We start from the raw sequence: 25758 nt of genomic DNA, 5'->3' as shown, positions 1-25758 counted from the left end.
TGAGGTGCCTGACACCGCCGCTACGGGACGGTGGCGGGCAGCAGCTCGAGCTCCTCGCCGTGCTCCCCGAGGAACTCCGCCGCCTCGCCGGACGCGATGGCATCCATGAGCCGGTCGAACGGGTCTTCGTTCAGCACCACGATCGACTGGCCGTCGGAGGATCGCCCGGTCCCCTCGTACGGAGCGGTCATGAACGCCACGTCGTTGGTCGAGACGTCGCGTGCGCTCTCGAACAGCCTCCGCATCTCGTCGATGGTCAGTGCGTCGTCGGCCGCGACGGACTCGCTGACCGTCTCGAAGAACCTGGCCATGGTCACGATGTCGCTGCGGTTGTTGTTGACCTTGCCGAGGATCGCCCGCATCCAGTTCTGCTGCCGCTGCACGCGCCCGAAGTCACCGTTGGCCAGCCCATAGCGCTGCCGCGTGTACTCCAGCGCCGCTTCGCCGTCCATCGTGTGCTTGCCCGCCTCGAAGAACACGTCGTTGCCGTCGCCGATGTCGTTCGGCACGGTGATCTGCACGCCGCCCAGGGCGTCCGTCATGCTCGTGAACGCCTCGAAGTCGGTCACCACGAAGTGGTCGACGTGCACGCCGGTGAGGTCCTCGACCGTCTGGATCATCAGCGGCGGACCACCGTAGGAGAAGGCCGCGTTGATCTTGGCGTGCCCGTGGCCCGGGACCGGCACCCACGAGTCGCGCGGGATCGAGACGACCACGGCGGAGTCCCGCTCCGCGGGCAGGTGCACCAGCATGATCGCATCGGTGCGCTGCGCTCCCGCCTCCCACTGGGACGGATCGCCTGCCGAGATGCGCGAGTCAGAGCCGAGCACGAGAAAGTTGACGTCCTGGGCCTCGGCCTCCTCGTCCGCCGGGGCGGGCGCGGGGCGGTCCGGGAGGCCGGCGAAGGGGTCGCCGAGCTTCTCGATGTTGGCGTCCAGCCGCTGCTGGAACCACCACAGCCCTCCGAACGCCGCACCGGCGAGCAGCACCACCAGCGTGCCGACGACGACGAGTGCCTTGGCGGTGGAGCCCATGCGGCGGCCGCTGCGGCCTTGCCGGTGCGAGGGCTCGTCAGGTAGCCCTGGCACGAGTGGACCGGTCGACGGCGATGAGGTCACGATTCGCATCTTAGGTCTCCCACGCGAACGGGCCAGTCGAGCGGCACGGAGGTGTCGAGGGGAATTCGTGCGGGGTTGCCCCTAACATCGACAAGAGCGCGTCCGTCGGAGCCTGCGCATCGGCGCGCACCGCGAACCCACCGGGAGCGAGAATGCACGGCACGACGTCGGCCGCACGACGACGGCTCCTGCTGGTGACCCACCACTACGCCCCCGAGCGCGGCGCCCCGCAGCGCCGCTGGGACGCCCTGGCACCCCGGCTCATCGACGCCGGGGTGGACGTCTCGGTGCTGGCTCCTCCCCCGCACTACCCGGCCGGACGCCTCGCCGAGGACCTGCCGGAGTACCGCCCTGGCCGCCTCAGCAGGGGCCGCCACGGCGAGCGCATCGTGCGAACCCGCTTCCGCGAGCACTCCCCACGGCTGCGGTCCCGGTCGCTCGACCAGGCCGTCACCGCCTGGAGCTCGCTGTACCTGGGGCTGCGCGTCCTCCGCCGTCCGAGCCTGCGACCCGACGTCGTGGTGGGCACCGTGCCCGGCATCCCCTCGATGTTCGCGGCCTGGGTGCTCTCCCGCGTGATGGGGGCGAAGTTCGTGGTCGAGATGCGCGACGCCTGGCCGGATCTCATCGAACCGGCGGGCCTGTTCGCTGCCGGTAGCTCTGCGAGGGCTCGCGTCCTGGACCTCGTCCGGTGGTTGGTGCACCGGTCGGTGAGCCGTCTGCAGCGGCGCGCGGACGCGGTCGTGACCACCACCGAGACCTTCGCGGAGGTTCTCCGCACGCGCGGTGTGCGCGAGGTCGCCGTGGTGCGCAACGGCACCTCGTTCACCCCTGCGGACGCGGAGACCGCCCCGGCCGCGGGCCCCCGACCGCTCGCCGACCGCCCGCTGCGCGTCGCGTACGCGGGGACGGTCGGCCGCGCCCAGGACCTGGAGACGGTGGTGCGGGCTGCCGCCGAGATGCGGCGCCGTGGCTGCCCCGTCGAGGTACGGGTCGTGGGGTCGGGTGTGGAGGTGGAGCCGCTCAGGCTGCTGGCCGCGCAGCTCGACGCCCCGGTGGACTTCGGCGGATCGGTGCCCGCCGACGAGGTCCGTTCCCTGTACCGCTGGGCCGACACCGTCCTGGTGTCCCTGCGGGACTGGCGCCCGCTGGAGTGGACGGTCCCGTCCAAGCTGTACGAGGCGATGGCCTCCGGCCGGCTCGTCACAGCCTGCGTCGCCGGAGAGTCGGCGGAGCTGGTCGCCTCGACCGGCGCCGGTTCGGTCGTGCCACCGGGCGACGTCGCGATGCTGGCGGACCTGTGGAGCGGCTGGGTGCGTGACGGAGCCGTCCCGGACGTCTCCCCCGCGGCGGCCGCCTGGGTGGCCGCCAACGCCGACGACGACGAGCTCGGCCGACGGTACGTCCAGCTCGTCGACCACCTCCTGGTACCCAGGGGCCCGACGTACGCCACACGGTCCGAGGCGCCGGCACCCGCGCGGGCTGCGTCGTCGGCCGGCACCGTGCGGCCGGCCGCAGAACCGGCCGGAAAGCCGGCCGGGTGACCCGCGCCGCCGAGCTCGCGCACCACGTCCGCTTCACGACCTCCTACATGGTGCGGGCCCTGACGACCGACCCCGCGTGGCTCGTCCTGCAGGCGGCACGTCGCCTGCCCGCCAGGACGAGCGCGTCCGTGGTGCCCTGGGTGGAGCGCGTGGTCGGCGACGGCACCCGCGGCGAGGCGGGACGCCTGCGCGCCGCATGGGCCGCCGGCGACGTCACGACGGTCCGCGCGTGCGTGCCTCGGAGCCGGACCGGGCGCCGGGTGCGCGCGGCCCTCCTGGGGCAGATCGGCACCCTCGACCCGATCCGCACCTCGACGGCCCGGGTCGGCGCCCCGAGGGCTGCCGGACCCACGCACCAGGTCGCGGTCCATCACCACCTGACGAACTCGCTCCCCCACACCCAGAGTGGCTACACGCTGCGGACCCACGCGATCCTCACCGCGCTGCGAGCGGCGGGACATCAGGTCACCGCGACGACCCGGGCGGGCTACCCCCTGACGATCGGAGCGCTGGGTGCCCGCCGGACGGACACCGTCGACGGCGTCCGCTACGACCGGCTGCTGCCGCGGTCCTGGCCGGCCGACCACCACCGCCGGGCCGCAGCCGAAGCAGCACTACTCACCGACGTGCTCGCCCGGAACCGCCCCGACATCCTGCATGCGACGACACCCTGGACCACGGGCGAGACTGTTCGTGCCGCGGCGGAGCGCGCGGGCCTTCCCTGGGTGTACGAGGTGCGCGGCCTGCCGGAGGAGACGTGGGCGGCCTCGCACGCCACCGCCGCCGAACGGGAGGCGGCGACACGGTCCGAGCGGTACGCGCTGGTACGGGCCAAGGAGACCGAGCTCGCGCTGGCGGCGGACCAGGTGGTCACGCTCAGCACGACGATGCGCAAGGAGCTGATCGCGCGCGGCGTGCCGTCCGGGCGGATCACCGTGGTGCCGAACGCCGTGGACGACGAGCTGCTCGACGCCGCGGTCCCGTCGCCCGCGCAGGCGCGCACCATGCTGGGCCTGCGCACGGCGCCGCGGGTGATCGGCACGGTGAGCTCGCTGGTCGGCTACGAGGGTGCCGACACGATCCTGCGCACGGTCGCGACGCTGCGCGACGGCGGCACGGACGTCTCCGCCCTGGTGGTGGGCGACGGCGTCGCACGCCCCGGGCTGCTGCGCCTCGCTGCCGAGCTCGGGATCGCCGAGCACGTGCTCCTGCCGGGCCGCGTCCCGCGCGACGTCGCCCGCACGTACCTCGCAGCCCTCGACGTCGTGCTCGTCCCGCGACGCCCTCACCCCGTCACCAGCCTGGTGACCCCGCTGAAGCCGGTCGAGGCGATGGCGACACGCCGGCCGGTGGTGGCGAGCGACCTGCCGGCGCTGCGCGAGGCCTGCTCGCCGCTCGACGGCGGCGCTCCGGCCGCGCTGCTCGTGCCGGCGGACGACCACACGGCGTGGGTCGACGCCGTCGGCGGGCTGCTCGACGATCGTGCCCGGCGCGACGACCTCGTCGCGGCCGGCCGGGACGTGGCGGCCGATCGGACATGGTCGCGCCTGGTGGCACGGTACGACACCGTCTACGCCGCAGCGTCCGGTACCGCAGCCCCCGCGAGCCCGGCCGCCACGACGAACCGGAAGGACAGCCGATGACCCGGACCGTGCCGCACCGTGCGCGCGCCGCCGTCCTCGTGACCGCGGGGGCGCTGACCCTGGCCGCGTGCTCGCCGAGCGCCCCGCCCGCGCCCGGACCCACCCCCACGCAGACCGTGACCGGGTCGGTCGAACCGACGGCGAAGTCCGCCGCGCCCTCCCCGTCACCGGAGGCGGTGGATCCGCTGGGCGAGGGACCACGCGACATCCTGCTGATCGGCACCGACTCGCGCGACGAGGACTCGTTGTCCGGCAACGCGGACACGATCATGCTGCTGCACGTCCCGGCCGACCGCGAGCAGCTCTACCTGGTGTCGTTCACGCGCGACATGTGGGTGGACATCCCGGGGATGGGCCAGGGCAAGATCAACGCGGCCTTCGCCCGGGGCGGGACGCAGGCGCTCGTCGACACGGTCTCGGAGCTGCTGGGCGGCATCGAGGTGGACGACGTGGTGCAGACGAACTTCAACGGCTTCATCAACCTCACGCGTGCGCTCGGCGGGATCGAGGTGGACAACAAGCACCACTCCACGGTGACGGTGCTGTCCACGGGCCGGGTGGTGGACTTCCCGGAGGGCCGCATCACGCTGGAGAACACCGACGGCCTGATCTACGTCCGCGAGCGCAAGCGGCTCCCCCTGGGGGACCTGGACCGCACGGAGCGCCAGCGGGCCACGGTGATCGGCATGCTGGACGGCCTCGCGGAGCATGCGGACGACCCGGCGGCGGTGGCCGACCTGGCGGCGCTGATGCACGGCAACGTCAAGGTGACGGGCGACCTCGAGCTGCCCGACTTCGTCGACCTGGTCCCGATGGCCGCCGAGCTGGGACGGGAGGACATGGTGGGGCTCATGGTGCCGATCACCGGGTTCGGCACCCGTGGCGGGGCGTCGGTGAACCTGGTCGACGAGGCGCAGACGGCTGCGCTGGGCGAGGCGCTGCGCACCGACACCGTCGACGAGTACGTCGAGGAGTTCGGCACCGACTACGCGCCCTGAGCGCGGCAGCTCAGCAGGCCCGGCCGCACTGTCCGGCGGGGCCTGCGGAGCTGCCGCGCTGGCGTCGGCTCAGCCGAACACGTGGTGGAAGAACGTGAGCACCCACCCTCCGAACTCCGGACCGTGCACCGCACGCTGCGAGACGTTGTACCGGCTGAACACCCCGTTGACCATGGCGGAGTCGTCAGGCGTGAACCACGGGCCGCCGCTGCCGCCGGCCGTCAGGTCGTCGGCCTTCGCGACGACGCGCGGCGCGGGCGGCTCGAGCCGCGGCCCCAGGCTCTGCCACTGACGCTGGCCGTCGAACGGGTAGCGGGTGGACGGCTCGGCGGGGTAGCCCACGTCGTCCCAGCTCTGGACGTCCGGCCGCAGGGTCAGACCCACCCAGCCCACGACATCGCCGATCTCCCTGCCGTCCTGCCGGGGCGCGACGCGGCCGAAGCCGAGGTCGTCGGCCGAGGTCTGGGACCGCCGCCACTCGTCCGGCCAGGCGTAGACGGGCACGGCCCAGTGACCGAACGGCGCCGCTCCGTCGTCGTAGGCGGGCACGAAGCACAGGTTCTGCGCCTCGTGCTCCATGACGAGGCAGTGCGCGGCCGTCATGATCCCCTGGCGGTGCACGACCACTCCCGAGGCGACGTGCGCCGTCCCGCCCATGGTGAAGAAGAGCTTGCCGACGGTGCGCGCCGGGTACGAGGTCGGGTCCGCCACCGGGGACGTCGACGCCGCGACCTCCTCGACGCTCGGCTCGGACGGCTCGGTGCCGCCGGTCCGGGGGGCGAGCATCGAGCCGCCCTCGGTGGTCGAGCGGTCAAGCGGGACCGCTTCCCGCATCCGGTCGGGGGTCCAGTACTCCTCGACGGCCTGGGTGGCCGGTGCCTCGGCGACCGTGAACCCGGAGTCGTGGACGGCGTCGGCCGTCCACGGCCCGACGGGGTAGAGGTTCGCCTCGACCGTGTACCAGACCACGGTCCAGGAGCACCCGCGCCAGTAGTCGCTCTTGACCCACACCGTGCCGCCGTCGCGGCCGATGATGCGGTCGCTGCGCTTCTCCCAGTCACCGCCGTTCTCGTTGCGACCGCAGATCACCTCCCACCCGACGACCACCCGCGCGGTGTCGCGGTAGGTGAACCCGTGCTCGCGCCACCCGAAGGCCTTGTCGTCGGCGGAGTAGCTGTCCGTGGCGCTGGACACCACCACGCCCGGGCTGGTGCCCTGCTGGAACCCGTACCCCCAGCGCACGGTGCCGTTGTCCGCGTCGATGCGCTGGCCCTCCGACGGCTCCGTGGCGGCGGCCTTGACGACCTGGGAGTAGAAGGCCTGGCGGTTGTCGATCTCGTCGAGCGTCGCCAGGAGCTCGCGCACGTCGGCCGTGACCTTCGCCAGCGTCTCCGGGTCCGTCGCGAGGGACGCCTGGTGCGCCTCGAGGTCGACCTGCAGCCGCAGGAACCGGTCGGTGACGAGCCGCCGCCCGAAGGCGGGGCACGTCTTGGCCCGGGTCCTGGCGAGCCAGAACTTGCTGTAGAGGTAGCTGAGGTCGGCGAACACGGCCGGCGCGATGGGCACCTCGGCGGAGATCGAGGGGTCGATCATCCGGTAGTGCGCGAGGTAGCTCTCCCGGTGGACCGGTTCGAGGTTCTTGTTGAACCAGGGGATCACGTCGGTCAGGATCGTCCCCGGCGTCCACCCGTCGGCCGGCGAGGGCAGCGTGCCCCGGACGCCGTCGACCGAGACCTCGACGTTCACCCGGGCACCGGTCCTGCTGGCGACCTGCTGGAACTTCACGCTGCCCTCGGCGGAGAGGACGTCGGGCACCTCGGCGGAGAACGCCGCCGAGAACTCCTGTCGCTGCTCGGTGGAGGTGAACCGGCACTGGTAGATCGCGTGGAGCGAGGACCCGGCGCGGTACCCGGCGACGAAGTAGTCGCCGTGGCGTGCGCGGAAGTCGGGGCCCGGCTCGACGTCGAGACGGTACTCGGGGGCGAGGGAGTACTCGCTGTCCTCGACCGCGAGCTGGGCGACGATGGTCACGGCCAGCTCGGAGACCGCGACCTTGTCGAGGAACGAGGTGCTCGCGGACAGCTGCACGCCCTCGAGGTTGTAGGAGCCCTTGGCGGTGGCCTCGAGCATCTGCTCGAACTTCTCCTGGGACTCCACGAGCGTGTAGGTGTACTCGGTCTTCTGGTTCTTGCTGGGGCGCAGCTCCGGCTTGGCGATCGCCGTGCTGCGCAGCTGGCCGGTGACGGCGTCGACACCGACGCCGACCTGGTAGGCGTCCTGCCACGGCTGGCCCACCACGGTGGTGTTCAGCAGGGTGGTGGGCGCGTTCTTCTGATCCTGACGCATGGCGTGCTCTCCTCGTCGAGGTGGTGCCCGGAAAACCGCCGACCCCCTGCTCCCGTCGACCTCCGAGCCGTGCCTCCTACCCTGCACGGACGCCCAGGCGATCGTCTTCACCAGAATTGGTGAACCTCACCGTGGCGTCGAAGAGCCAGTCCATGCGCCCGGCACGGCGTGCGACGGCGACCGCCTCGAGCTGGGAACGCACGTCCAGCTTGGCGAGCACCCCCTTGATGTGGCTGCGGACCGTGTGGATCGACAGGTGCCTGTGCACGCCGATCTGGACGGCACCGGCGCCGGCCAGCATCGCGCGCAGGACGGCGTCCTCGGCCGCGGTGAGCAGGGTCAGGCACTCGTTCTCGACGACTCGACGACGCAGTGCTGCGGCCGTCACGATCTCCTCGCTGGAGAGCGGCCGGGTCACGGCCGTCTCGACGTGGTGGAGCAGGGTCAGCATCGGCGCCGCCTGGTTGAGCACCACGGCTCCGTGACGTTGCATCCTCTCCAGGACCGGCAGCGACCGGACGGAACCGATACCGATCACCCTGCGCAGCGTGCCGACCACCGGCTGCCGCGGCGGGCAGCGGCCCTGGTCGTCCTCCACGAGGACGACCAGGGCGTGTGGACCGAGGTCGTGCAGGATGCCGTCGGACCGCACCTCGTGGACCGCCCAGCCACGGCTGGTCAACGCGGCCCCCAGAGCGTGGCCCAGGGTCGCGTTCTCCGGAGTGACCAGGGTCACCGCTCGTCGCGCATCGTCCATGCCATGTCTCATGACACGGCGCACGCCCCTCGGCAACCGGGAGGCCCCACCTGGCGGCAGCGACTCGCCGAGGGCGCACGGGCTCAGAGGCGCACGGGCTCAGCCGGTGGTGCCCGACGGTGTCCGCCCCCACGCGACCAGCGCCGGCCCGATCCGCGGCAACGGCCGCTGCATGACGCGGAACGGCCAGGTCGCGACCGCCACACCGGCCCCCGCGACGGCCGACGACGGCTGGAACAGGCGCCCGGAGCGCGCGGTGCGCTCCGCCGTCGTCGTCCCGTCGTCGTCGAGCCGACGGCGGGCCACCCGGTTGCGCACCGCCTCCAGCGCGTACCCGAGCGGTGCGCCGTAGAGCCGCCCGCCGACGTCGGTCAACCCGGCCGCCTGCAGCAGTGCCCGCATCTGGGCTGGCTCGTAGCGGCGGTGGTGCCCGACGGCGGCGTCCATCGGGCCGTAGCGCACCTGCCACGCGGGGGTGGAGACGAGCACCAGGCCGCCGGGCCGGACGAGCGGCAACCACGAGGCCAGCGCTGCGGCGTCGTCCTGAAGGTGCTCGAGCACCTCGAACGCGCACAGGACGTCGAACCCGTCCCCGGCGTCGACCCGGAGCGCGTCGCCGTGCACCACGCGGCCCGGGAGCCCGGCGTCGGCGAACCGCGCCCTGGCGACCTCGGCGCTGGCGGCGTCGAGCTCGACCCCGGTGTAGTCGTGCCCGGCAGCAGCGAGCCGGACGCCCACGGCGCCCTGGCCGCAGCCGATCTCGAGCACCCGGCTGGGTGCCGTCGGGAACACCCGCCGCACCACGTCCCAGCGCAGGGAGCCGAACAGGGTCAGGGGTGGGGCGGTCGTCATGTCTCCTCCGGGTGCCGAGTGTCTGGGTGCGGCACGGGTCGTCGCCCGCGGGCGACGATGCCGGTCCCGTGGCGGGGGAGCGCCCGCTGCAGCAGGCAGAACGGCCAGACCGCAGCGGTCACGAGCGCCCCCGTCACGGGCGACGTGGGTTGCAGGACGCGTCCGCTGCCGGCGGTCTGCCCGGCCGGGTCCGCCTCGATCCGGTCCCCCGCCCGACGGCGCGCCACGCGGTTGCGCACCGCCTCGAGGAGGTAGCCGATCGGGGCGTCGTAGAGGCGGACGTCGACGTCGGTGAGCCCGGCGTCGGTGAGCATCCGGTGCAGGTCGGCGGGGTCGTAGCGGCGGTAGTGCCCCGCCAGGGTGTCCCAGGGGCCGAAGCGACCGGGCCAGGCCGGGGTGGAGAGCAGCAGCTCGCCGCCGGGGCGTACCCGGGCGACCCACTCGGCGAGCGCCGCGACGTCGTCGTCGAGGTGCTCGATCACCTCGAACGCGCACACGACGTCGAACCGTTCGTCCTCACCCAGGGCGGAGAGGTCGCCGCGCAGCACCCGCGCCCCCGGGGCCGCCCTGCCGACACGAGCCACCGCGACCGCCCAGGTGGTCTCGTCCAGCTCGACGGCCGTGTAGTCGTGGCGTGCGGCGATCCGGGCGCCCACAGCTCCCTGACCGCAGCCGACCTCCAGCACCCGCGCGCGGCGCCGGGGCAGCGCGCGGCGCACGACGTCCCAGCGCAGCCGGGCGCGCGGCGCGAGCGGTGGGGCGGGCGCGCGGCGCACGAGCGCCCCGGCCCCGGCGAGGGCCAGGTCGGCCAGCGTCACCAGGACGCGGCTGACCAGCACCACCAGGAGCAGCTCGGCGTGCGGCAGGGTGCCGGCCAGGACCCCGAGCAGCACGAGTTCGCGCGCGCCGGCCCCGGCGGGGACGACCACGAGCAGGAACCCGACCATCCAGGCCAGCGCGTAGCCGCCGACGGCGAGCGCGAGCGTCCGCACCCCGGTGGCCATGCCGAGCCCGGTCGCGAGCAACCACACCTGGGCGCCCACGCACATCCAGCCGAGCACGGCCCACGCGGCGGCCGCGGCGAGTCCGCGCCACGACAGCGGGTGCTCCAGGGGTGCGCGGCGCGCGAACCGCAGGGCGGCGGCGAGCAGCCGGTTGAGCACGGGCGGGAGCAGCAGGACGACGACGGCGGGCAGCACCCACAGCGTCCAGGCCCAGGGACCGAGCGCGTCCGCCGCGAGGAACGGCAGCGCGGCGGCACCGACGACCGCCCCCGAGACGACGCCGACGCCGGTGGCGACGGCCGTGGCGGTCATGGTGCGGCGGCGGGGTACGCCGTGGTCGGCGCCGACCTCGGCGGCCGCGACGATGTTCCACACTCCCCCCGGCAGGTACTTGCCGAGCTGGCTGATGCCGAACACCGCGACGGCGGAGCGCGCGTCGAGCCGCGATCCGAGGTCCGCCAGGACGGCCCGCCAGGACATCAGCGTCGCGACGACGAAGAGCAGGGAGGCCACGAGCGCCGCCGCGAGTCGTGCGGCGGACAGCGCGCGGGCGGCATCGAGGAGGTCGGCGCGCACGGCGACCACCGCGTAGACGGCCAGCCCGAGCGCGAGGACAAGGAACCCCCACCGCACCCAGGGTGAGCGCACCACCCCGAGCAGCCGGGCAGGTGCGACCTTCGCCCCCGTCACGGCCGCACCCCGCGGGCGGCGAGCGCCACCCGGAGCGGGCCGACGACGGCGGCGGGCCGGATCTGCTCGACGGCATCCCCGGCGCGGGCCCGGGCGGCGGCGAGCCGGTCGGGATCGGTGAGCTCCAGCAGCCGGTCGGCGAGCGCCGCCGGGTCGGCGGGCGGGACGAGCTCGAGGTGCTCGCCGAGCAGCCGGCGCTGCGGCGGGGTGTCGGAGGTGACGACGACGCACCCGGCGGCGAGGCCCTGGAACACCTTGTTGGGCACCACCCGCAGCCCTTTCGGGGTGTCGGAGAAGATGCCGAGGCAGACGTCGTGGGCCGCGACCAGCCCTGGCAGCGCGTCGGGCTCGACCCAGTCGATCCATCGCACGCCCGGGACGCCGTCGAGCACCGCCCGGGCGGCCGCGTGGTCCTGCCCGGAACCGGCCAGGGTGGCCTCGAGGGGCCGGCCGGCCGCGGCGGCGCGGGGCAGGGCGGCCGCGAGCGCCTCGGCCAGCACCGTGGCACCCTGCAGCGGCGTGAACAGACCGAAGAACACCACCCGCAACGGGTCCTCGGCGGTCAGGGTGCCGCCGTCGGGCGCGGGCGTCGTGGCAAACCAGGCGTCCGGGGCACCGACGGCCACCACCACGCCGCGCGCGGGGTCGCGGAGCATCGCGCGGTGCTCGGCGGTGTCGAGGACGACGACGTCGGCGCACGCGCACGCGAGGCGGTCCAGGCCGCGCAGCAGGCGCACGCGCAGGCCGCGGGCACCGCGGTCGGCGGCGGTGTCGGCGGCGAAGACGAGGTGGTCGAGCACCACGGTGGTGCGCGGGTGCAGCAGCCGGGCGAGGACCACGTCGAAGTGGCCGAGGTAGCCCACCAGCAGCGCGTCGGGGGCGCCGTGCGCGCGGCGGTGGGCGAGGTCGTCACGCACCAGCAGCGCCCAGCAGGTCAGCAGGCGGATCAGCAGCAGCGGCAGGCGCCACGGCTGGCGGAGCATGCGGACACGCTCGGCAGTGCTGAACCCGAGGGGGTGGTTCAGCTCGGTCACCGCGTACCCGTGGGCGCGCAGCCCGGCGGTGAGGATCCCGGCGCGGGGGTGCCGGGCGGCGTCGTAGGTACCGAACGCGACGATCACTCGTCCCGCCCCCTGTCGGATGACTGGCCGGCGCGCACCCTGCGGTAGGTGATGTTCGGACTACGCGGCCCGCCCCCCACGGTCTCGACGTCCCCCGAGTCCCGGAGCCGGCGAAGCCAACGGGTCACGATCCCCGGCGACAGCCCTGTTCGCTCCGTGATCTGGGCTCGAGACAACTCCCCGTCGCCGATGGCGCGAAGGATCTCGGCACGCCTGTCGGCTCGCTGGCGCGGAGCACGTGAGGGCAGCGAGAGTCTCGCCGGTTCATCGACAAGGTTGTAGGTAGCCCAACGCCGACTGCCACTCTGCTCGACGATCCCCCGGGCAACGAGGTCCCCGAGCTCCGACGTCGCGACGCGACTGTCGATGCTGGTCGCCGTTCGATAGGTGAGGTTGTCGAGCGACTGGCCACTGCGCAGGATCGCCAGCGCAATGATCTGGGACTCGGTCAGACCATCCTGGCCGAGGCTGCGGATCCAGGCGACGACATCGTCACTGACGAGCGCATGGTTGCCGAGCGTCACGGAGAAGGTGGAGATTCGGTCGGTCAGCTCGGGAGGGCGCATCCCGGCATTCCTCAGGGCGATGCGCATGTCACGAATGCCGGACCCTCGGTTCTCGCACACTGTGCCGAGGCCAGGTAGCTCGACGTCTTCAAGGATCTTCATCAGCCGCGCGTTCCGTGCCGACGACACGAGGTCGTCCCCGCCGAGACGGTCGAGCCCGACCGGGCCGAACAGCCCACCGGGATTCCTGACGACGATCCGGTCGGGGTACATCTCCACCTGCACCTGCGTCCCCAGGCTGACCGGCGAGAGATCACGGTGGGCAAGTGCATTCGTGATCGCCTCTCGAAGCGCGATCTCCGGGTACTCCCACACATCGGTCCGGCCCGCCCCGGTGACGATTGCACGCCGCGCCATGTTGGATCGGATCGCAGCCAGAGCGTCGCGCACCATGAGCGGGACGGGCCCCTCAACATGGACGTTGTCCAGAAACCGGATGCCGTCGGCACCGGGGCCGTCCGCGGAGGGGTACCGGACGAAGGTGAGCGAGACCTGGGGAAAGTACTGCTGCGGGTAGGAACCCAGCGCAAGTAGTCCGGCGAGTGTCGGACGTGGCCCGGCCTCCGTCGGGGTGACCACGCCCGTGCGTCGCAGGACGGTCTCGTCGCTTGCCTCACCGAAGACGCGCGGACGGTCCCGGCGGATCCTTGCGATGTACGCCCCGACAAGCTCGATATCCAGATCGTCAAGGTCGGCTGACATGACCGGCTGCTCGTCGTCGACCGGTTGGCCGCGAGCGGCCAGCATCAGTTGAACCTCGTAGCTCGTCAGGTGCTGATCACCGTCGCTCACCCGGACGAAGCTCCCACGGTTCATCCCAGCACCCTTGTAGTACGACGGACGCTGGGCGGCGTCCAGTTCCGGGATCTCGGCGATGACGAGCTGCTGCCCCTCGAACAGGTGGGTCGCAATGAGGGGGCGCACCGGAGGTTCCATCTCCTGCGCACACAGCGAGGCGAGATCGGCGCAGATCCTTGCTGGTTCGTCGACCCCGGTCGCCTCGAACCCACTCTTCTCGTTCAGGCCCAGGACGAGTACCCCACCATGGGTGTTCTGGAAGGCCGACACCGTCTCCCGAACGCTCTTCGGCAGTGCGGTGCGCGCAGTCTTCGCCTCGATGTCGGCGGCGTCGTCTCCGACAGCACGAAGTCGCGCGACGATGTCCTTGAGCTCATCGTCCGTCACGACACCGACCCAACCTGACCTGCATCGTCATCAACATCTTCGTTAGCATAGTCGTTAACTTCGTCATTGCCTCGCTAACGATGATGCCGCTCAGTGGGCGTCATGGTCCGGCCCGTACTGCAGCTTCTTGAGCCGTTCGAGGGAGTCCTCGAGCAGGGTGCGGTTGGTGCGCAGCAGGTCGGCGATGACCAGCAGGGCGAGGCACAGCAGGGCGCCGACGAGCATCGCGGCGGCGAACACGAGCGACTGCACGTGTCCCCCGCCCTCGCCCTGGGCGAAGAACACGAGGAACCGCACCGCCGGCACGGCGGAGGCGAGGAAGAACAGCAGGCCGAGCGTGAGGAACACCAGGTGCGGGCGGAACATGATCCAGCTGCGCACGATCGCACGCGCCGACCGGCCCATGTGCTGCCAGATGTTGCGGAACAGCCGCGACTCACGGGTCTTGGGGTTGGTGACGACCGGCACCGAGACGATTCGGAGGCCCTTGTTGCCGGCCTGGATGATGGTCTCCATCGTGTAGCTGAACTGGGTCACCACGTTGAGCCGCAGCAGCGCGTGCCGGGAGTAGGCGCGGAACCCGCTCGCGGCGTCGGGCAGGCTCGCCTTCGCCGCCGCGCTGACGACCCGGCTGCCCACGCGCTGCATCCGCTTCTTGAACGGCGAGAAGTGCTCGATGGTGGCGGTCTGCCGGTCCCCGACCACGACGTCGGCCTCACCGGTGAGGATCGGCGCCACAAGGTCGGCGATGCGCTCGGACGGGTACTGGTTGTCGCCGTCGGTGTTGACCACGACGTCGGCCCCGTGGGCCAGCGCGTGGTCGACGCCGTCGCGGAACGAGCGGGCCAGGCCCATGGTGCTCGTGTGGCGCAGCACGTGGTCGACGCCGAGGTTCCGGGCGACCTCGGCCGTGCCGTCGGTGGAACCGTCGTCGATGACGAGGACCTCCACGCTGTCGAACCCGGGCACCTCCCGCGGGAGCGTGGCGAGCACGAGCGGGAGGGTGGCGGCCTCGTCGAGGCACGGGATCTGGACGACGAGCTTCATCGAGGCCCTTCGGTGGGAACGACGGCGGCACTGGCTGGCAGCGCGGAGGCGCTGACTGCGCGAGTCTAAAGCGTGTCGAACAACTGTCGGCGGTCGAGGCGGCGTAGCAGGATCCGGATCTGGGAGAGCATGACGAAGCCTTCGTGGGCGGTCAGGGTGGTCTCGTACTGGCGGACCAGACGGCGGTGTCGGTTGATCCAGCCGTTGGTGCGTTCGACGACCCAGCGGCGGGGTTGGACGACGAACCCGCCGGCGGGTTTCGGGCCGGTGACGATCTTGAGCTCGATCCCCGCTCTGGCGGCGGCGTAGGCGGGTGCTTGGCCCGTGTAGCCCCTTGTCGGCCCACACGTGCCGCACCGTGGTGCACGTGTTCTTGTCGAGCAGGTCGGGGTCTTGCCCCGCCCGATCTGGGTGCGGTCCTCACCGCGCAGAAGGGTCGGGATCCGCTGCCACAGCTTGTTCCTGGTCCACCGGGTGAAGTGCTTGTGTGCGGACGGATGCGCCACCAGGCCGTGTCAGACAGGTCGGACGGGTACCGGCGGCGGCTGAAGCACTCACTCACACCCGCACGATCTTGCGAGAAGGCACCGACGTTCCCAGTTGTGTCGGTCGCCGCCGGTAGCGTGCTCGTCGTGGCCAGGCATACGACGTTCCAGTTCGTAGCGGATCCGTCCGTAGAACAGGCTCGTGCGCTGGCCCGGCACGAGGGCGCGGCGAGGTTCGCGTTCAACCAGGGCCTGCGCCTGCACCTTGATGCCCGCAACGCGTCCAAGGACGCCGCAGCGGCCGGCGGCGCAAGCGGCGACAACGACCACGCGGCACAGGTGACGGTGCCATGGACGGGCTTCGACCTGATCAACGCGTTCAACGCGTGGAAGAAATCCGGCGACGCCGGCCGCAGGTTCGTCGTCAACACCGTCGGCGAGACGGACGTTGACGTCACAGGCCTTGCCTGGCGTTCCGAAGTCTCCGCGCAGGTCTTCGAGGAGGCGGTCGTCGATCTCGGCAAGGCCCTCAAGGCGTGGACCGACTCACGCCGCGGCAAGCGAGCCGGACGGGCCGTGGGGCACCCGAGGTTGAAGAAGAAGAACCACGAGCGGGGCTCGTTCCGGATGCGGAACAAGACGTCCAAGACGAAGGCCGGTGAGCGGTCCACGATCCGTCTCGGGGAAGCAGGCCCCGCTCGGTGACCCTGCCCGGCATCGGAGCTATCAAGGTTCACGACGACACCCGCGGTTTGCGGCGCCTGCTCGCCACGGGCCGGGCCAGGGTCTTGTTCGCGACTGTGACGCGACGCGGCGGGCGGTGGCGGATCTCGCTGAACGTCGAGGCCGCGGACTTGCACCCCGCCGCCCAGCACATGCGCCGCAACGACGGCGAGGAGAGCCTGCGAGTCGTCACGGCGCCGAGGGCGCTGCGGACCGCCCAGCCGGTGACCCGCCGGCTGGGCAAGGCCGTCTCGCGCAAGGTCGAGGGCTCCGCGAGGCGGCGGGCCGCGGTCCGCCGGCTGGCCCGTCATCATGAGCGGGTCCGTGCCCGCCGCCATCACTTCCTGCACCAAGTCTCGAATGCGTTGGTCAAGACCCACGACCGGCTCGTGATCGAAGACCTCAACATCACCGGCATGCTCGCCAACCACCGGCTCGCCGCGGCCATCAGCGATGCGGCATGGGGCCAGCTCGCCCGCCAGATCACCTACAAGCAGACCTGGCGCGGCGGGACCGTCCTGATCGCGGACCGGTGGCTTCCGTCGTCCAAGACCTGCTCCGCCTGCGGGCACCTCGTGGCGGCGCTCACCCTCGCGGACCGCGACTTCGTCTGCGACGGATGCGGGCACCAGATCGATCGCGACCTGAACGCCGCGGTCAACCTCGCCACCTGGGGCGAGAATCACTACCTCTCCCAGGTTCCGGACCCCGAAGCACGAGGCCGGGCCACCAACGCCCACCGACCGGAAGGCTCTGGCCGACGCACGCGCGCCGACGAAACCAGCCGGGACGACGTGGGAACCCTTACCGCTACCGCGCCATAGGGACGTCCGAGAACGACGGTGCCGAACACCCCACCGAGGTTGTTCGACACGCTTTACGGGCCGAGCAACGCGGCGGGGACGACGGCCACGCCGTCCGGACGGCGGTAGGCGTGGCGTCCGGTCGTCACCACGACCATGTCGACCAGATCGTCGCCGAGCCGCTCCTTGAGCCAGTGCAGGTGCCGCACGTCGGCGTCCTGGACCGAGGCAGCAAGCTTGACCTCGATCGCGACGACGCGACCGCCGCGCCCTTGCACGATCAGGTCCACCTCGTGGTCTCCGTTGCGATCCCGCAGGTGGTAGACCCGCGCGTCGGCCAACGGCGCGTATGCCTTGACGTCCAGCGTGACGAGCGACTCGAAGAGGGCACCGAGGATCGAGCCACCCCACGGCCGTGTGGGCGTGCGGGTCCCGGACAACAGCGAGTCCTCGTCGAGCTGGAGCAGGTGCGCCGCCAGAGCGGGGTCTGCAAGATGGTGCTTCGGCGCCTGGCTGAGCCGCTTGAAGACGTTGCCGGTCGGGATCCATGCCGGAGTGGGATCGAGCAACCACAAGGACGACAGCACGTCACGGTAGGTGATCGTGGTCGTCTTCGCGGGCTTGTCACCCTGTGCGGGAGTCGCTGCATCGAGGATCTCGTTGTACTTCGCGGTGGAGGATTCCGCCGCGGCGTAGGCCGCGAGCCATCCGAGCAGGGTGGCGGGCCGCCGCACGGCGTACCCCTGTTCGGGGAACTCTCGCTGGACGATCGTCTCCACGTAGGCGTCGAGCACGGTGGCACGGGCATGTGACGGCACGGCGCGGACACCGGGGAATCCGGAGGCGACGATCTCGCGCACGTAGAGCTCGAGATCCGCCGTGGTCTCGCCCTCGGTGACGGCCGTCCCGCCGAGCAGTTCCCCCAGGCTGACGCGAGGTGTGTCGATGTGACGCTCGAACAGGCTCATCGGCCGCATCCGAATACCGACGATGCGCCCGGCACCCGAGTGCACCGTCGCGCCGCGGGGCGACGAGCTTCCGGTCAGGAGGTAGCGGCCCGGCTCGGCACCGCGGTCGACATCACGCCGCACCCTGTCCCAGATCTCCGGGTATCGCTGCCACTCGTCAAGGAGAACCGGACCAGGAAGGCGCGTGACCACGGCCGGGTCTGCCCGGAGCCTCTCGAGCTCGAGCTCGTCGTCCAGCGCCAGAACCGTGCTTGCCCGCCGTCGCACTGTCGATGTCTTGCCAACACCCTTGGGTCCGTGGACAGAGATGGCCGCGAGATGTGGCTGCAGGACATCTAGCTGCTCATCGACGACACGGGGCTGGTAGGCGACCATTTGCCTACGCTACCGTTCGCCGGATCCATACGCTACCGTTCGCCGACTCCCTAGACTACCGTTCGCCGACCGGCCGCACTACCACTCGCCGCGAAGACGGCCCAGCGCACGGCGACCACGACGGCGGCCACCATCCCGATCCCCGCGACGACCAGCACGGCGACGATCGCCGCGCCGCCCAGCGGGCTCCACGCCGCCCAGCGTTCCCACGCGGTCGCGACCTGCTCCCCCGGCCCCCGGTACATCCCACCGAACGCCCACACGAGTCCGGCCACGGCGGCGAGCACCGACACGGCCGTGACGGCGGGCACGGCCACCGCGGTGCGGCGCTCCCGACGGCGGCACCCCTGCCAGACTGCGACGGCCACGAGTGCCGCGAGCGCCGTCAGCCCGCCGAAGACGTACCGGCCCTGGAGCGCGACCAGCACCCCCGACTCGGACCAGCTCCTGATCGCGTTGACGACCACCCCGCCCGCCAGGCCGACGGGCAGCAGCGCGACCGCCACGGATCCGCGCCGCGCGCCGGGGAGTGCCACGGCGACCAGCGTGACCAGGACGAGCACCGTGGAGCCGAGCGCCACCAGGTCGCCGGGCAGCCGGACCTCCAGCCAGGACAGGTTGCCGAAGAACGCTTGGGCGGTGCGCCCGATCGCGTCGGAGAGCACCTCCTCGCGCGGGACGCGGGTCATGCCGGAGTAGTCACGCGGGAGCCCCACCGGCTGCACGCTCCCGTCGACGATCCAGTTGCGCGCCCACCACCAGCCGCCGACGGCGAAGGCGAGCGCCAGCGCGGCGAGGCCGCGTACGCTCCGGGCCGCCGCCGTCGGCCCGGCGCGAGGACGGCTGCGCGGGCCGGGAGCGAGCAGGTAGGCGAGCACCACCGTGGGGATGGCGAAGACGAGCATCACCTTGGTGAGCAGGCCGATGCCGAGGACCAGGCCGATCGCGAGCGCGATGCGCCAGCGCAGGTCCCCGGTGACGACACGGGCGGCGAGGTAGGTGACGCCCGCACCGGCGAGCACCACGAGGGCATCGTTGTTGACGGAGCCGAGGATGTGCCCCACCTGCGGGATGAGCATCGGGAACGGCGCGGCGACCAGCGCGGCCGAGCGCGACCCCGTCAGCCGGCGTGCCGTGGCCGCGGCGAGCGGCACGGTGGCCGCGAACAGGGCCACGTCCAGCAGCCGCAGGGCCAGCAGCGCGACGTCCCACCGGGCGTCGACGGTGCCGGTGGCGTGCAGCACCGCCGCGCCGAGGGCGTAGTAGGCGGGCGGGTGCTGGGTCATCTGGTCGACGGTCGCGCTGGTGCCCGAGGCGGGCAGCGCGTTGTCCGCGGTGATGCGGACCCGCTCGTTGGCGGGGACCGGCGTGAGCTCGACGAACTGCGTCTCGTCCGGCCGGTACCGCCAGCGCCCGGGCAGGTCGGCAGGGTAGGCGGCCTCGACGACAGCCTGCTCGGACACCGGCGCGAAGTGCGCCTCCCCCGGCGCCGGCCAGCCGCCGCCGTACGCGACCCGGATGACGCTGTTGAGGTGGTTCTGCTCGTCGGGCGAGCGGAAACCGGGCGTCAGCACCGCCCAGACCACGGCCCACAGGGCCACGGCCAGCGTCAGGACGGCGAGGGTACGGCGGTAGGCACGCTCGCGGGGCGCGTCACGCGTCACGTCGTGGCATGCCTGGCGCGGTCAGGCACGTGTCGTGCACTCGTCGCGGGCGGTGCGGGCGGCATCGAGCTCCGGTGCGGCGTCCTGGAGCAGGTCCGCCAGAGCGCGCAGCCGGGCAGCGACCCGGCTGCCCAGGGCGGTCAGCTCGTACTCGACCCTGGCGGGAATCACGTCGACGACCTCCCGGACCACCAGGCCGTCACGTTCGAGCGTCCGCAGGGTCTGCGACAGCATCTTCTCGCTGACGCCGTCGACCCGGCGGCGCAGGGCGTTGAACCGGTAGGTGCCGTCCAGGAGCGCGAGGAGGGCGAGCGAGGACCACTTCGACGTGACGTCGTCGAAGACCGCGCGCGAGGTGCAGTTCCTCGCGAAGACGTCAGCGACGAACTCGGCACTGGGCTCCGAGGCGTCCGCGCCTTCCTGCATCGACATCTCGACCTCCCCACCGGTTCGTGTACGGATCCACGATACCGTGCTGACGTGTGTACAGTACTATCGAAAAGTTAGTACCCAACGAACGGAGCGTCATGTCCACCACGACCTACGCCGTCACCGGAGCCTCGGGCGGGCTCGGCCACCGAGTCGTCACCGAGCTCCTCTCCCGCGGCGTCGAGCCGTCGGCCGTCATCGCGGTCGCACGCACGCCCGAGAAGATCGGAGACCTGGCGGACCGCGGCGTCCAGGTCCGCCCCGGCGACTACGCGCGGCCCGAGACCCTGCCCACGGCTCTGGTCGGCGCGGACCGGGTGCTCCTGGTGTCCGGGACCGAGATCGGCCGACGCGTCGAGCAGCACGCCGCGGTGATCGAGGCCGCGCGCGCGCACGGCGTCGAGCGGATCCTCTACACGAGCATCCTCAACGCCGACACCACCTCCAACCCGGTGGCACCCGAGCACCAGGCGACCGAGCAGGTGCTACGGACCGCAGGGGTACCCGTCACGATCCTTCGCAACGGCTGGTACGTCGAGAACTACACCTCCCAGGCCCCGCAGTACCTCGCGACCGGCGAGATCCTCGGAGCGACAGGCGGCGGACGCATCTCGGGCGCAGCCCGCGAGGACTACGCCGTCGCTGCCGCGGTGGCACTGCTCGACGACGCCGACGGCGACCACGTGTACGAGCTGGGCGGCCCCGCCTTCACCTTCGACGACCTGGCCGCCGCGATCTCGTCGGCGATGGGCACAGCCGTCACGCACCGGGACCTGCCGGCGGACGAGTACCGGGCAGCGCTGGTCGGCGCTGGGCTCGACGAGCAGACGGCGGGATTCCTCGCCGCGCTCGACGCCTCGATCGCCGGCGGCGACCTCGCCACCGACAGCGACGACCTCGCACGGCTGCTCGGCCGTGAACCGACACCGCTGGCCGACGCCGTCCGCGCCCAGCTCGCCTGAGAGAAACGGGAAGCCAGGATGCAGAAGCGAACGAAGATCGTCCTCTCCGTCGTTGCGAGCGTCGTCGTGCTCGGTGTGATCGCCGCCTTCGCGGGCCCCGTCGTGTACCGGGACCTGATCGTCGGCGAGGCTGCCGCCGAGCCGACGGTCAGCGCCGCACCATCCACCGAGGCGACGAGCGACGGCGGCACGCTCGACGACCTCTCGGGGACGTGGGAGGTGGCGGACGGCTCGGAGGCCGGCTACCGCGTCGACGAGGTCCTCAACGGCACCGACGTGACCGTCACCGGTCGCACCGACCAGGTCACCGGCACGCTCACCGTCGACGGCCTCACGCTCTCCGCGGCCGAGATCACCGTCGACGTCGCCTCCATCGCCACCGACCAGGCGAACCGTGACGAGTACTTCCGCAGCACGGCGATGCGGACGGACGAGCACCCCACCGCGACCTTCACCCTCGCCGAGCCCGTCACGCTCGACGGTGCGCCCACCCCGGGCGCGGTGACCACGGTCGAGACCACCGGTGACCTCACGCTCGCCGGGGTCACGCAGACGGTCACCGTCGAGCTGCAGGTCGTGCTCGACGCCGCCGAGGGACAGGTCGCCGGCAGCATCCCCGTCACGTTCGCCGACTACGACGTGGAGGCGCCGGACCTGGGCTTCGTCTTGGTCGAACCCACCGGCTTCGTCGAGTTTCAGCTGTCGCTCGCGGCCACCTCGCCGTAGAGCCTCAGCTCCGCGACGTTGAGGATGGTGCCGTTGGTCAGCCGCAGGTAGCGGTGCGACGTGCCGGCCGAGTCCTACTGGTCCCGCACCGGCGACCAGGTCGAGGGTCACCGTGTCGCCGGTCAGGGCGAGTTCGCCGCCGGACCGTCCGACGAGATCGACAGGCTCTCGACGGCGCTCGGCTCCACGGCGACCTCCCCGAAGAGCCGGAGCTCCGCGACGCCCATGATCTGGCCGTTGACGAGCCGCAGGTACCGGTACGGCGTGTCGTCGGTCACCTGCCAGCGCTGCCAGTCCAGCGTGCCCGCGGGCTGCGCCGGGGTGAGCCGGTTCCACGACTGACGGTCGTGCGATCCTTCGAGCCGAAGGTTCGCGATGCGCGAGATGCCGTACCCGTCCTGGCGCACGAGGATCTCGGCCCCGTCGAGCGCGACCGTCCCCCCGTCCCCGAGGTCCCAGGTCAGCGCGATGGTGTCACCGATCTGCCGGGTGTCGGTGTGGCTCGCAGGGTTACCGTCGAACAGCTTGGCCGCGTCCGCGGTGAGCGCGCTGTTGACGAGACCGTCCGGCCCGACGACGTCGGCGGCGGCGATCGCGCCGTCCACGAGCCCGCCGTCGGTCGAGTGGTAGAGCTTCGAGCCGTCCGTGGTCGCGGCGACGGGGTCTGCGGTGCGGCCGTCCGGCGTCACGAAGTCGATCTCGAACGTCATCGGGCTGCCTGGTTCGGCAGGCTCGCCCAGCGTGCTGCTCGCGACCCACTCACCGGTTCCGGTTGAGGTCACCTCGGCCGGGGCGCGGAGGATCGTCACCTCGACGTCGCTGATGCCGGGGTCTCCGGAGAACCGCAGCTCGGCGGCGTCACCGGCGACCACCCGTCCGGCGACGGCGTCGGGCGAGGTCAGCGCGACGTCGTCGAGCGACCCCACCGCCTCGGTCCGTTCGCCGTGGATCCGCAGGTCGGCGAGGCTCCAGATGCCGGGGAACGCGGGGTCCGACGGCACACCGGGCTCGTCCACCTGGAGCTTGAGGAACCGGAACCGGCTGTCCCGCACCTCGGCACGCACGGCGACGTCCTCGATCCGGTCGTCGCGACCCACGTTGGGGTGCTCGGTGAGCAGTGTCCAGCTCACGGCGTCGTCGGACCCGTACACGTTCGTGCCCTCGGCCCGGTTGGGGAACGTGTCCCGGGCCAGGAACCCGAACGCGTCGGCGCTGAGCCGGAAGCCGGGCCCGGCGTCGAGCAGGATGCTGCGCACCCGCTGGTCGCCCCACGTCGTCTGGTTGTCCCCGTCGGTGAGCGCACGCAGCGTCGCGAGGGAGAGCTGCGGCGAGGTGACCACCTGCGTGAGATCGAGCGTGCCGTCGGCCAGGCGGGGGTTCAGCTCGTCGAGCCCGACGACGGCGCGGCGCAGGTCCTCGAGGAGCGCCGCGAACGCGCCGGGTCCGGCCGAGTCCGCACCGTCCAGGGCGGCGTCCCGCGCCGCGGCGACCGCCGTCCACGTCGCGGTCGTGTAGGTCTCGGGTGCGGCGAGGTCCGCGAGGTAGGCGTCCACGGCAGCGGCACGGTCCTCGACGACGGTGATCGTCACGGGCAGGACGGTGTCGGTCGTCTCGTCGGAGGCGACCACCAGCAGCTCGGTCGTGCCGAAGTCCCGCTGACGGGGGGTCCAGGTCAGCGTGCCGTCGGCCGTGATCGACGTCCCGCGCGGCGCCTCCTGGAGGCCGAGCACGGGATCGCCGTCGGTGTCGGAGACCGCGAAGGTGCGGGTGAGCTCCTCACCGGCGACCGCCACCAGGTCGAGCGACGGGGCGTCGTCGAACGTCGGCGGGGTGAGCACGCCGTTCGCCTGGGCGAGCACCCCGGCGACGTCGACCTTGGCGCCGTCGCCGACGGCCCGCAGCACCACCAGGTGTTGACCGACCCGGCTCGCCGGGTCGCGGGTGGCGTCGAGGTCGAGCCAGACGTAGCGCCACTCACCGCCGGTGTCGGGCAGCGGGATGTCGGTGGCGTCGACGAACCGGGACGTGCCGGCGGCCTGCAGCACGGCGGGGCCGTCGGTCCGCACCCGGATCCCCACCAGGGAGGTCTTGCCGGTGTCTGACCAGACCATCCGCCGCACGCCGACGACGGCGTCCCGCTTGGCCGACGCCTTCAGCCGCACGTACTCGGCGCCGTCGCTGTCGGTCTGCATCCGCGCCCCCTTGCCGAGCACGTGCCCATAACGTGAGAGCGGTGCCTCGGAGGTGTCGGCGAGCTCGGGGACGTCGACGTCCTGCGCGGCCAGCGCGGGCGGGAACGCGACCCAGTACTCGGCGCCGGTGAAGTCGGAGCCGCGGTCGTTCCAGAAGTTCTCGACGTTGGGCCCGTAGTGGTAGAGCGGGCCGTCGCGGCGCTCGTGCAGCTCGGCGATGTGGGGTGCCTCTCGCTCGACGTCGACGCCGGCCTCGTAGGTGTACTGGTAGTACAGCTCGCTGAGCCCGTCGCGGAGGCGACCCCGGTACGCCTGGGACGGCGCGCCCTGACCGCCGGAGGTGTCCGTCCAGGGGATCTCCTCGCCCATCATGAAACCGGCGAAGACGTCGGCCCCCTGCAGGATGCGGTCGTCGAGGAACGCGTAGGGGCTCACGGCGTCGGGCGCGGTGGAGACGGTGCCGTCCCGCGGGTCGAGGAGCGTGCCCTGGCTGTTCACGATGCGCGCGAGCGCCGTGAGCAGGGTGATGTCCCCCTCGGCGTGCGCCTGGTCGCGACCCATCTCCATGTGCTGCACGTACGACGTGCCCGTGGTGTTCAGCGGGTCGTCCTCCTCGATGACCCGCAGCAGGGAGGCCAGCGCACCGTTGACGTCGCCGCCGTTGATGGTGTGCTCGCTGGTGTACGTCGAGTTCACGGTGAACCACTCGACGCGCTCGTCGTAGAGGGCGGCGTCGTCGAGGAAGATCGCGGCCGACACGGTCCCGATCACGCCGTACAGGTGCTGGTTCCACAGCCGGTTCTGGGAGAACAGGAACGTGTCGATCACCGGCCGCACGAGGTTGTCCTCGATGCGCTGCTGGTCCTGAGCGGTCCAGCGCAGGTCGTACCCGTCGAGCTCGGTGTTCACGGGATCGGTGGAGCGGACGATCTCCGCGGCGACGAGCATCTGGTACAGGGGGACGCCGGTGTGGATGTGCGCGTCGGCGAAGTAGGCGTACTTGTCCGGGTCGAGGCTGCTCCAGGTCCGCAGCACGTGCAGGGCGTTGGCGCGGTGCGCCTCGTCGCCGGTCATGTAGTACATCAGCGCTTGCGTCATGGCGCCGTAGCTGTCGCGGTGCGCGCGCCCTCGCATGAACACCTGGTCGTAGGCGTCGTTCTTCGGCTCGGTGTCGGTGGGCCCGGCGTTCTCGGCCACGTAGTCCAGCGCGGCGTACCGGCTCTGCGTCATCGCCTCGTAGTGACTGGCCCACGGTTCGGTGCCGGCGAGCACCTGCTCACGGGCGTTCTCGAGCTGGTCGGCGGTGATGCCGACACCCGGGTGGGTGAACCCGGCGTCGCTCGTCGACCGGACGATCTGCGGCAGCTCCTCGGCCTCCTCCGCAGCGGCCGTGGCGGGGGCCAGCAGGCCCACCGCGAGCGGCACCGCGATCGCCCCGGCGATCGCGGACCTCCAACCGCTCGATCGTGTCCTGATCCGTCTCATGGCGCTTCCCTCTCTGCTTCTTTGCAGGGGCAGGCGGGATCGACCCACCTGCGGAACGTGGTTGTCGAGCGTTCG

General features: G+C 72.1%; 20 protein-coding genes and 1 pseudogene. 7 read left to right on the top strand and 14 right to left on the bottom strand.

From position 1 onward, the window contains the following. Nucleotides 1-20: 20 nt before the first annotated feature. Nucleotides 21-1118 (bottom strand): LCP family protein, encoded by a 1098-nt coding sequence (locus PZC42_RS06380; protein ID WP_277209377.1) that lies wholly within the window; start codon nt 1116-1118, stop codon nt 21-23. A gap of 152 nt (nt 1119-1270) precedes the next feature. On the opposite strand from PZC42_RS06380, the gene PZC42_RS06375 reads away from it, so the two are divergent. The 3 genes from PZC42_RS06375 to PZC42_RS06365 are packed head-to-tail and all read left to right on the top strand — an operon-like array spanning nt 1271 to nt 5303. After that, nucleotides 1271-2662: a glycosyltransferase family 4 protein gene (locus PZC42_RS06375; RefSeq protein ID WP_277209376.1), complete on the top strand. Its 1392-nt coding sequence runs from the start codon at nt 1271-1273 to the stop codon at nt 2660-2662. Then, nucleotides 2659-4305, top strand: coding sequence for a glycosyltransferase (locus PZC42_RS06370; RefSeq protein ID WP_277209375.1), 1647 nt, complete (start codon nt 2659-2661; stop codon nt 4303-4305). Before PZC42_RS06375 ends, PZC42_RS06370 begins: the two co-directional genes overlap by 4 nt. Further along, on the top strand, nt 4302-5303 hold the full coding sequence (locus PZC42_RS06365; RefSeq protein ID WP_277209374.1) for an LCP family protein: 1002 nt from the start codon (nt 4302-4304) through the stop codon (nt 5301-5303). Before PZC42_RS06370 ends, PZC42_RS06365 begins: the two co-directional genes overlap by 4 nt. 69 nt (nt 5304-5372) lie before the next feature. Here the strand turns inward: PZC42_RS06365 and PZC42_RS06360 are convergent, their stop codons facing one another. The 9 genes and pseudogenes from PZC42_RS06360 to PZC42_RS06320 all read right to left on the bottom strand — a co-directional run bounded on the left by PZC42_RS06360 (nt 5373) and on the right by PZC42_RS06320 (nt 15377). Beyond that, nucleotides 5373-7649 (bottom strand): trypsin-like serine peptidase, encoded by a 2277-nt coding sequence (locus PZC42_RS06360; RefSeq protein ID WP_277209373.1) that lies wholly within the window; start codon nt 7647-7649, stop codon nt 5373-5375. 76 nt (nt 7650-7725) lie between these two features. Then, nucleotides 7726-8406 carry a helix-turn-helix transcriptional regulator gene (locus PZC42_RS06355; protein WP_277209372.1) on the bottom strand — a complete coding sequence of 227 codons (681 nt, stop codon included), beginning with the start codon at nt 8404-8406 and terminating at the stop codon, nt 7726-7728. A gap of 99 nt (nt 8407-8505) precedes the next feature. Next, the gene (locus PZC42_RS06350) at nt 8506-9258 is read right to left on the bottom strand and encodes a class I SAM-dependent methyltransferase (RefSeq protein WP_277209371.1); all 753 of its coding nucleotides are present in this window, start codon (nt 9256-9258) and stop codon (nt 8506-8508) included. Continuing rightward, entirely contained in the window at nt 9255-10952 is a 1698-nt protein-coding gene (locus PZC42_RS06345) for a class I SAM-dependent methyltransferase (protein WP_277209370.1), read from the bottom strand. The genes PZC42_RS06350 and PZC42_RS06345 overlap by 4 nt, the downstream gene beginning before the upstream one ends. Then, nucleotides 10949-12073 (bottom strand): glycosyltransferase, encoded by a 1125-nt coding sequence (locus PZC42_RS22510; RefSeq protein WP_277209369.1) that lies wholly within the window; start codon nt 12071-12073, stop codon nt 10949-10951. The genes PZC42_RS06345 and PZC42_RS22510 overlap by 4 nt, the downstream gene beginning before the upstream one ends. Next, a complete protein-coding gene (locus PZC42_RS06335) occupies nt 12070-13431 on the bottom strand; it encodes an ATP-binding protein (protein WP_277209368.1) in 1362 nt (453 codons plus the stop codon). The genes PZC42_RS22510 and PZC42_RS06335 overlap by 4 nt, the downstream gene beginning before the upstream one ends. A 36-nt stretch (nt 13432-13467) precedes the next feature. Continuing rightward, nucleotides 13468-13707 (bottom strand): annotated as a pseudogene (locus tag PZC42_RS22630) (AlbA family DNA-binding domain-containing protein); the annotation flags it as partial. 207 nt (nt 13708-13914) lie between these two features. After that, on the bottom strand, nt 13915-14871 hold the full coding sequence (locus tag PZC42_RS06325; protein WP_277209366.1) for a glycosyltransferase family 2 protein: 957 nt from the start codon (nt 14869-14871) through the stop codon (nt 13915-13917). A gap of 65 nt (nt 14872-14936) precedes the next feature. Then, nucleotides 14937-15377, bottom strand: coding sequence for a transposase (locus tag PZC42_RS06320; protein ID WP_277209365.1), 441 nt, complete (start codon nt 15375-15377; stop codon nt 14937-14939). Nucleotides 15378-15503: 126 nt separating this feature from the next. Between PZC42_RS06320 and PZC42_RS06315 the strand changes: the two genes are divergently transcribed. Together PZC42_RS06315 and PZC42_RS06310 are read left to right on the top strand one after the other, a co-directional pair. After that, nucleotides 15504-16061, top strand: coding sequence for a helix-turn-helix domain-containing protein (locus PZC42_RS06315; RefSeq protein ID WP_277209364.1), 558 nt, complete (start codon nt 15504-15506; stop codon nt 16059-16061). After that, nucleotides 16058-16903 carry an RNA-guided endonuclease InsQ/TnpB family protein gene (locus PZC42_RS06310; protein WP_277209363.1) on the top strand — a complete coding sequence of 282 codons (846 nt, stop codon included), beginning with the start codon at nt 16058-16060 and terminating at the stop codon, nt 16901-16903. Before PZC42_RS06315 ends, PZC42_RS06310 begins: the two co-directional genes overlap by 4 nt. A gap of 53 nt (nt 16904-16956) precedes the next feature. On the opposite strand, the gene PZC42_RS06305 is transcribed toward PZC42_RS06310, so the two are convergent. Genes PZC42_RS06305 through PZC42_RS06295 form a run of 3 tightly spaced genes read right to left on the bottom strand, consistent with a single transcriptional unit; the run spans nt 16957 to nt 20321 of the window. Beyond that, the gene (locus PZC42_RS06305; protein WP_277209362.1) at nt 16957-18225 is read right to left on the bottom strand and encodes an ATP-binding protein; all 1269 of its coding nucleotides are present in this window, start codon (nt 18223-18225) and stop codon (nt 16957-16959) included. Nucleotides 18226-18275: 50 nt separating this feature from the next. Continuing rightward, on the bottom strand, nt 18276-19889 hold the full coding sequence (locus PZC42_RS06300) for a DUF2142 domain-containing protein (protein WP_277209361.1): 1614 nt from the start codon (nt 19887-19889) through the stop codon (nt 18276-18278). Nucleotides 19890-19910: 21 nt separating this feature from the next. Continuing rightward, nucleotides 19911-20321, bottom strand: a complete 411-nt coding sequence (locus PZC42_RS06295) for a winged helix-turn-helix transcriptional regulator (RefSeq protein WP_277209360.1) — start codon at nt 20319-20321, stop codon at nt 19911-19913. Nucleotides 20322-20416: 95 nt separating this feature from the next. Here PZC42_RS06295 and PZC42_RS06290 point away from each other — a divergent pair, with 95 nt between their 5' ends. Next, nucleotides 20417-21280, top strand: a complete 864-nt coding sequence (locus PZC42_RS06290) for an SDR family oxidoreductase (protein ID WP_277209359.1) — start codon at nt 20417-20419, stop codon at nt 21278-21280. Between the two features lie 18 nt (nt 21281-21298). Continuing rightward, complete coding sequence (locus PZC42_RS06285; protein WP_277209358.1) at nt 21299-22006, top strand: YceI family protein; 708 nt, start codon at nt 21299-21301, stop codon at nt 22004-22006. 122 nt (nt 22007-22128) lie between these two features. On the opposite strand, the gene PZC42_RS06280 is transcribed toward PZC42_RS06285, so the two are convergent. Next, nucleotides 22129-25683 (bottom strand): hypothetical protein, encoded by a 3555-nt coding sequence (locus tag PZC42_RS06280; RefSeq protein WP_277209357.1) that lies wholly within the window; start codon nt 25681-25683, stop codon nt 22129-22131. Between the last annotated feature and the right edge of the window lie 75 nt (nt 25684-25758).

This window comes from Isoptericola croceus, from assembly GCF_029382255.1.
GTDB lineage: Bacteria > Actinomycetota > Actinomycetes > Actinomycetales > Cellulomonadaceae > Isoptericola > Isoptericola croceus.
This window is presented reverse-complemented; position numbering and strand designations above follow the sequence as displayed.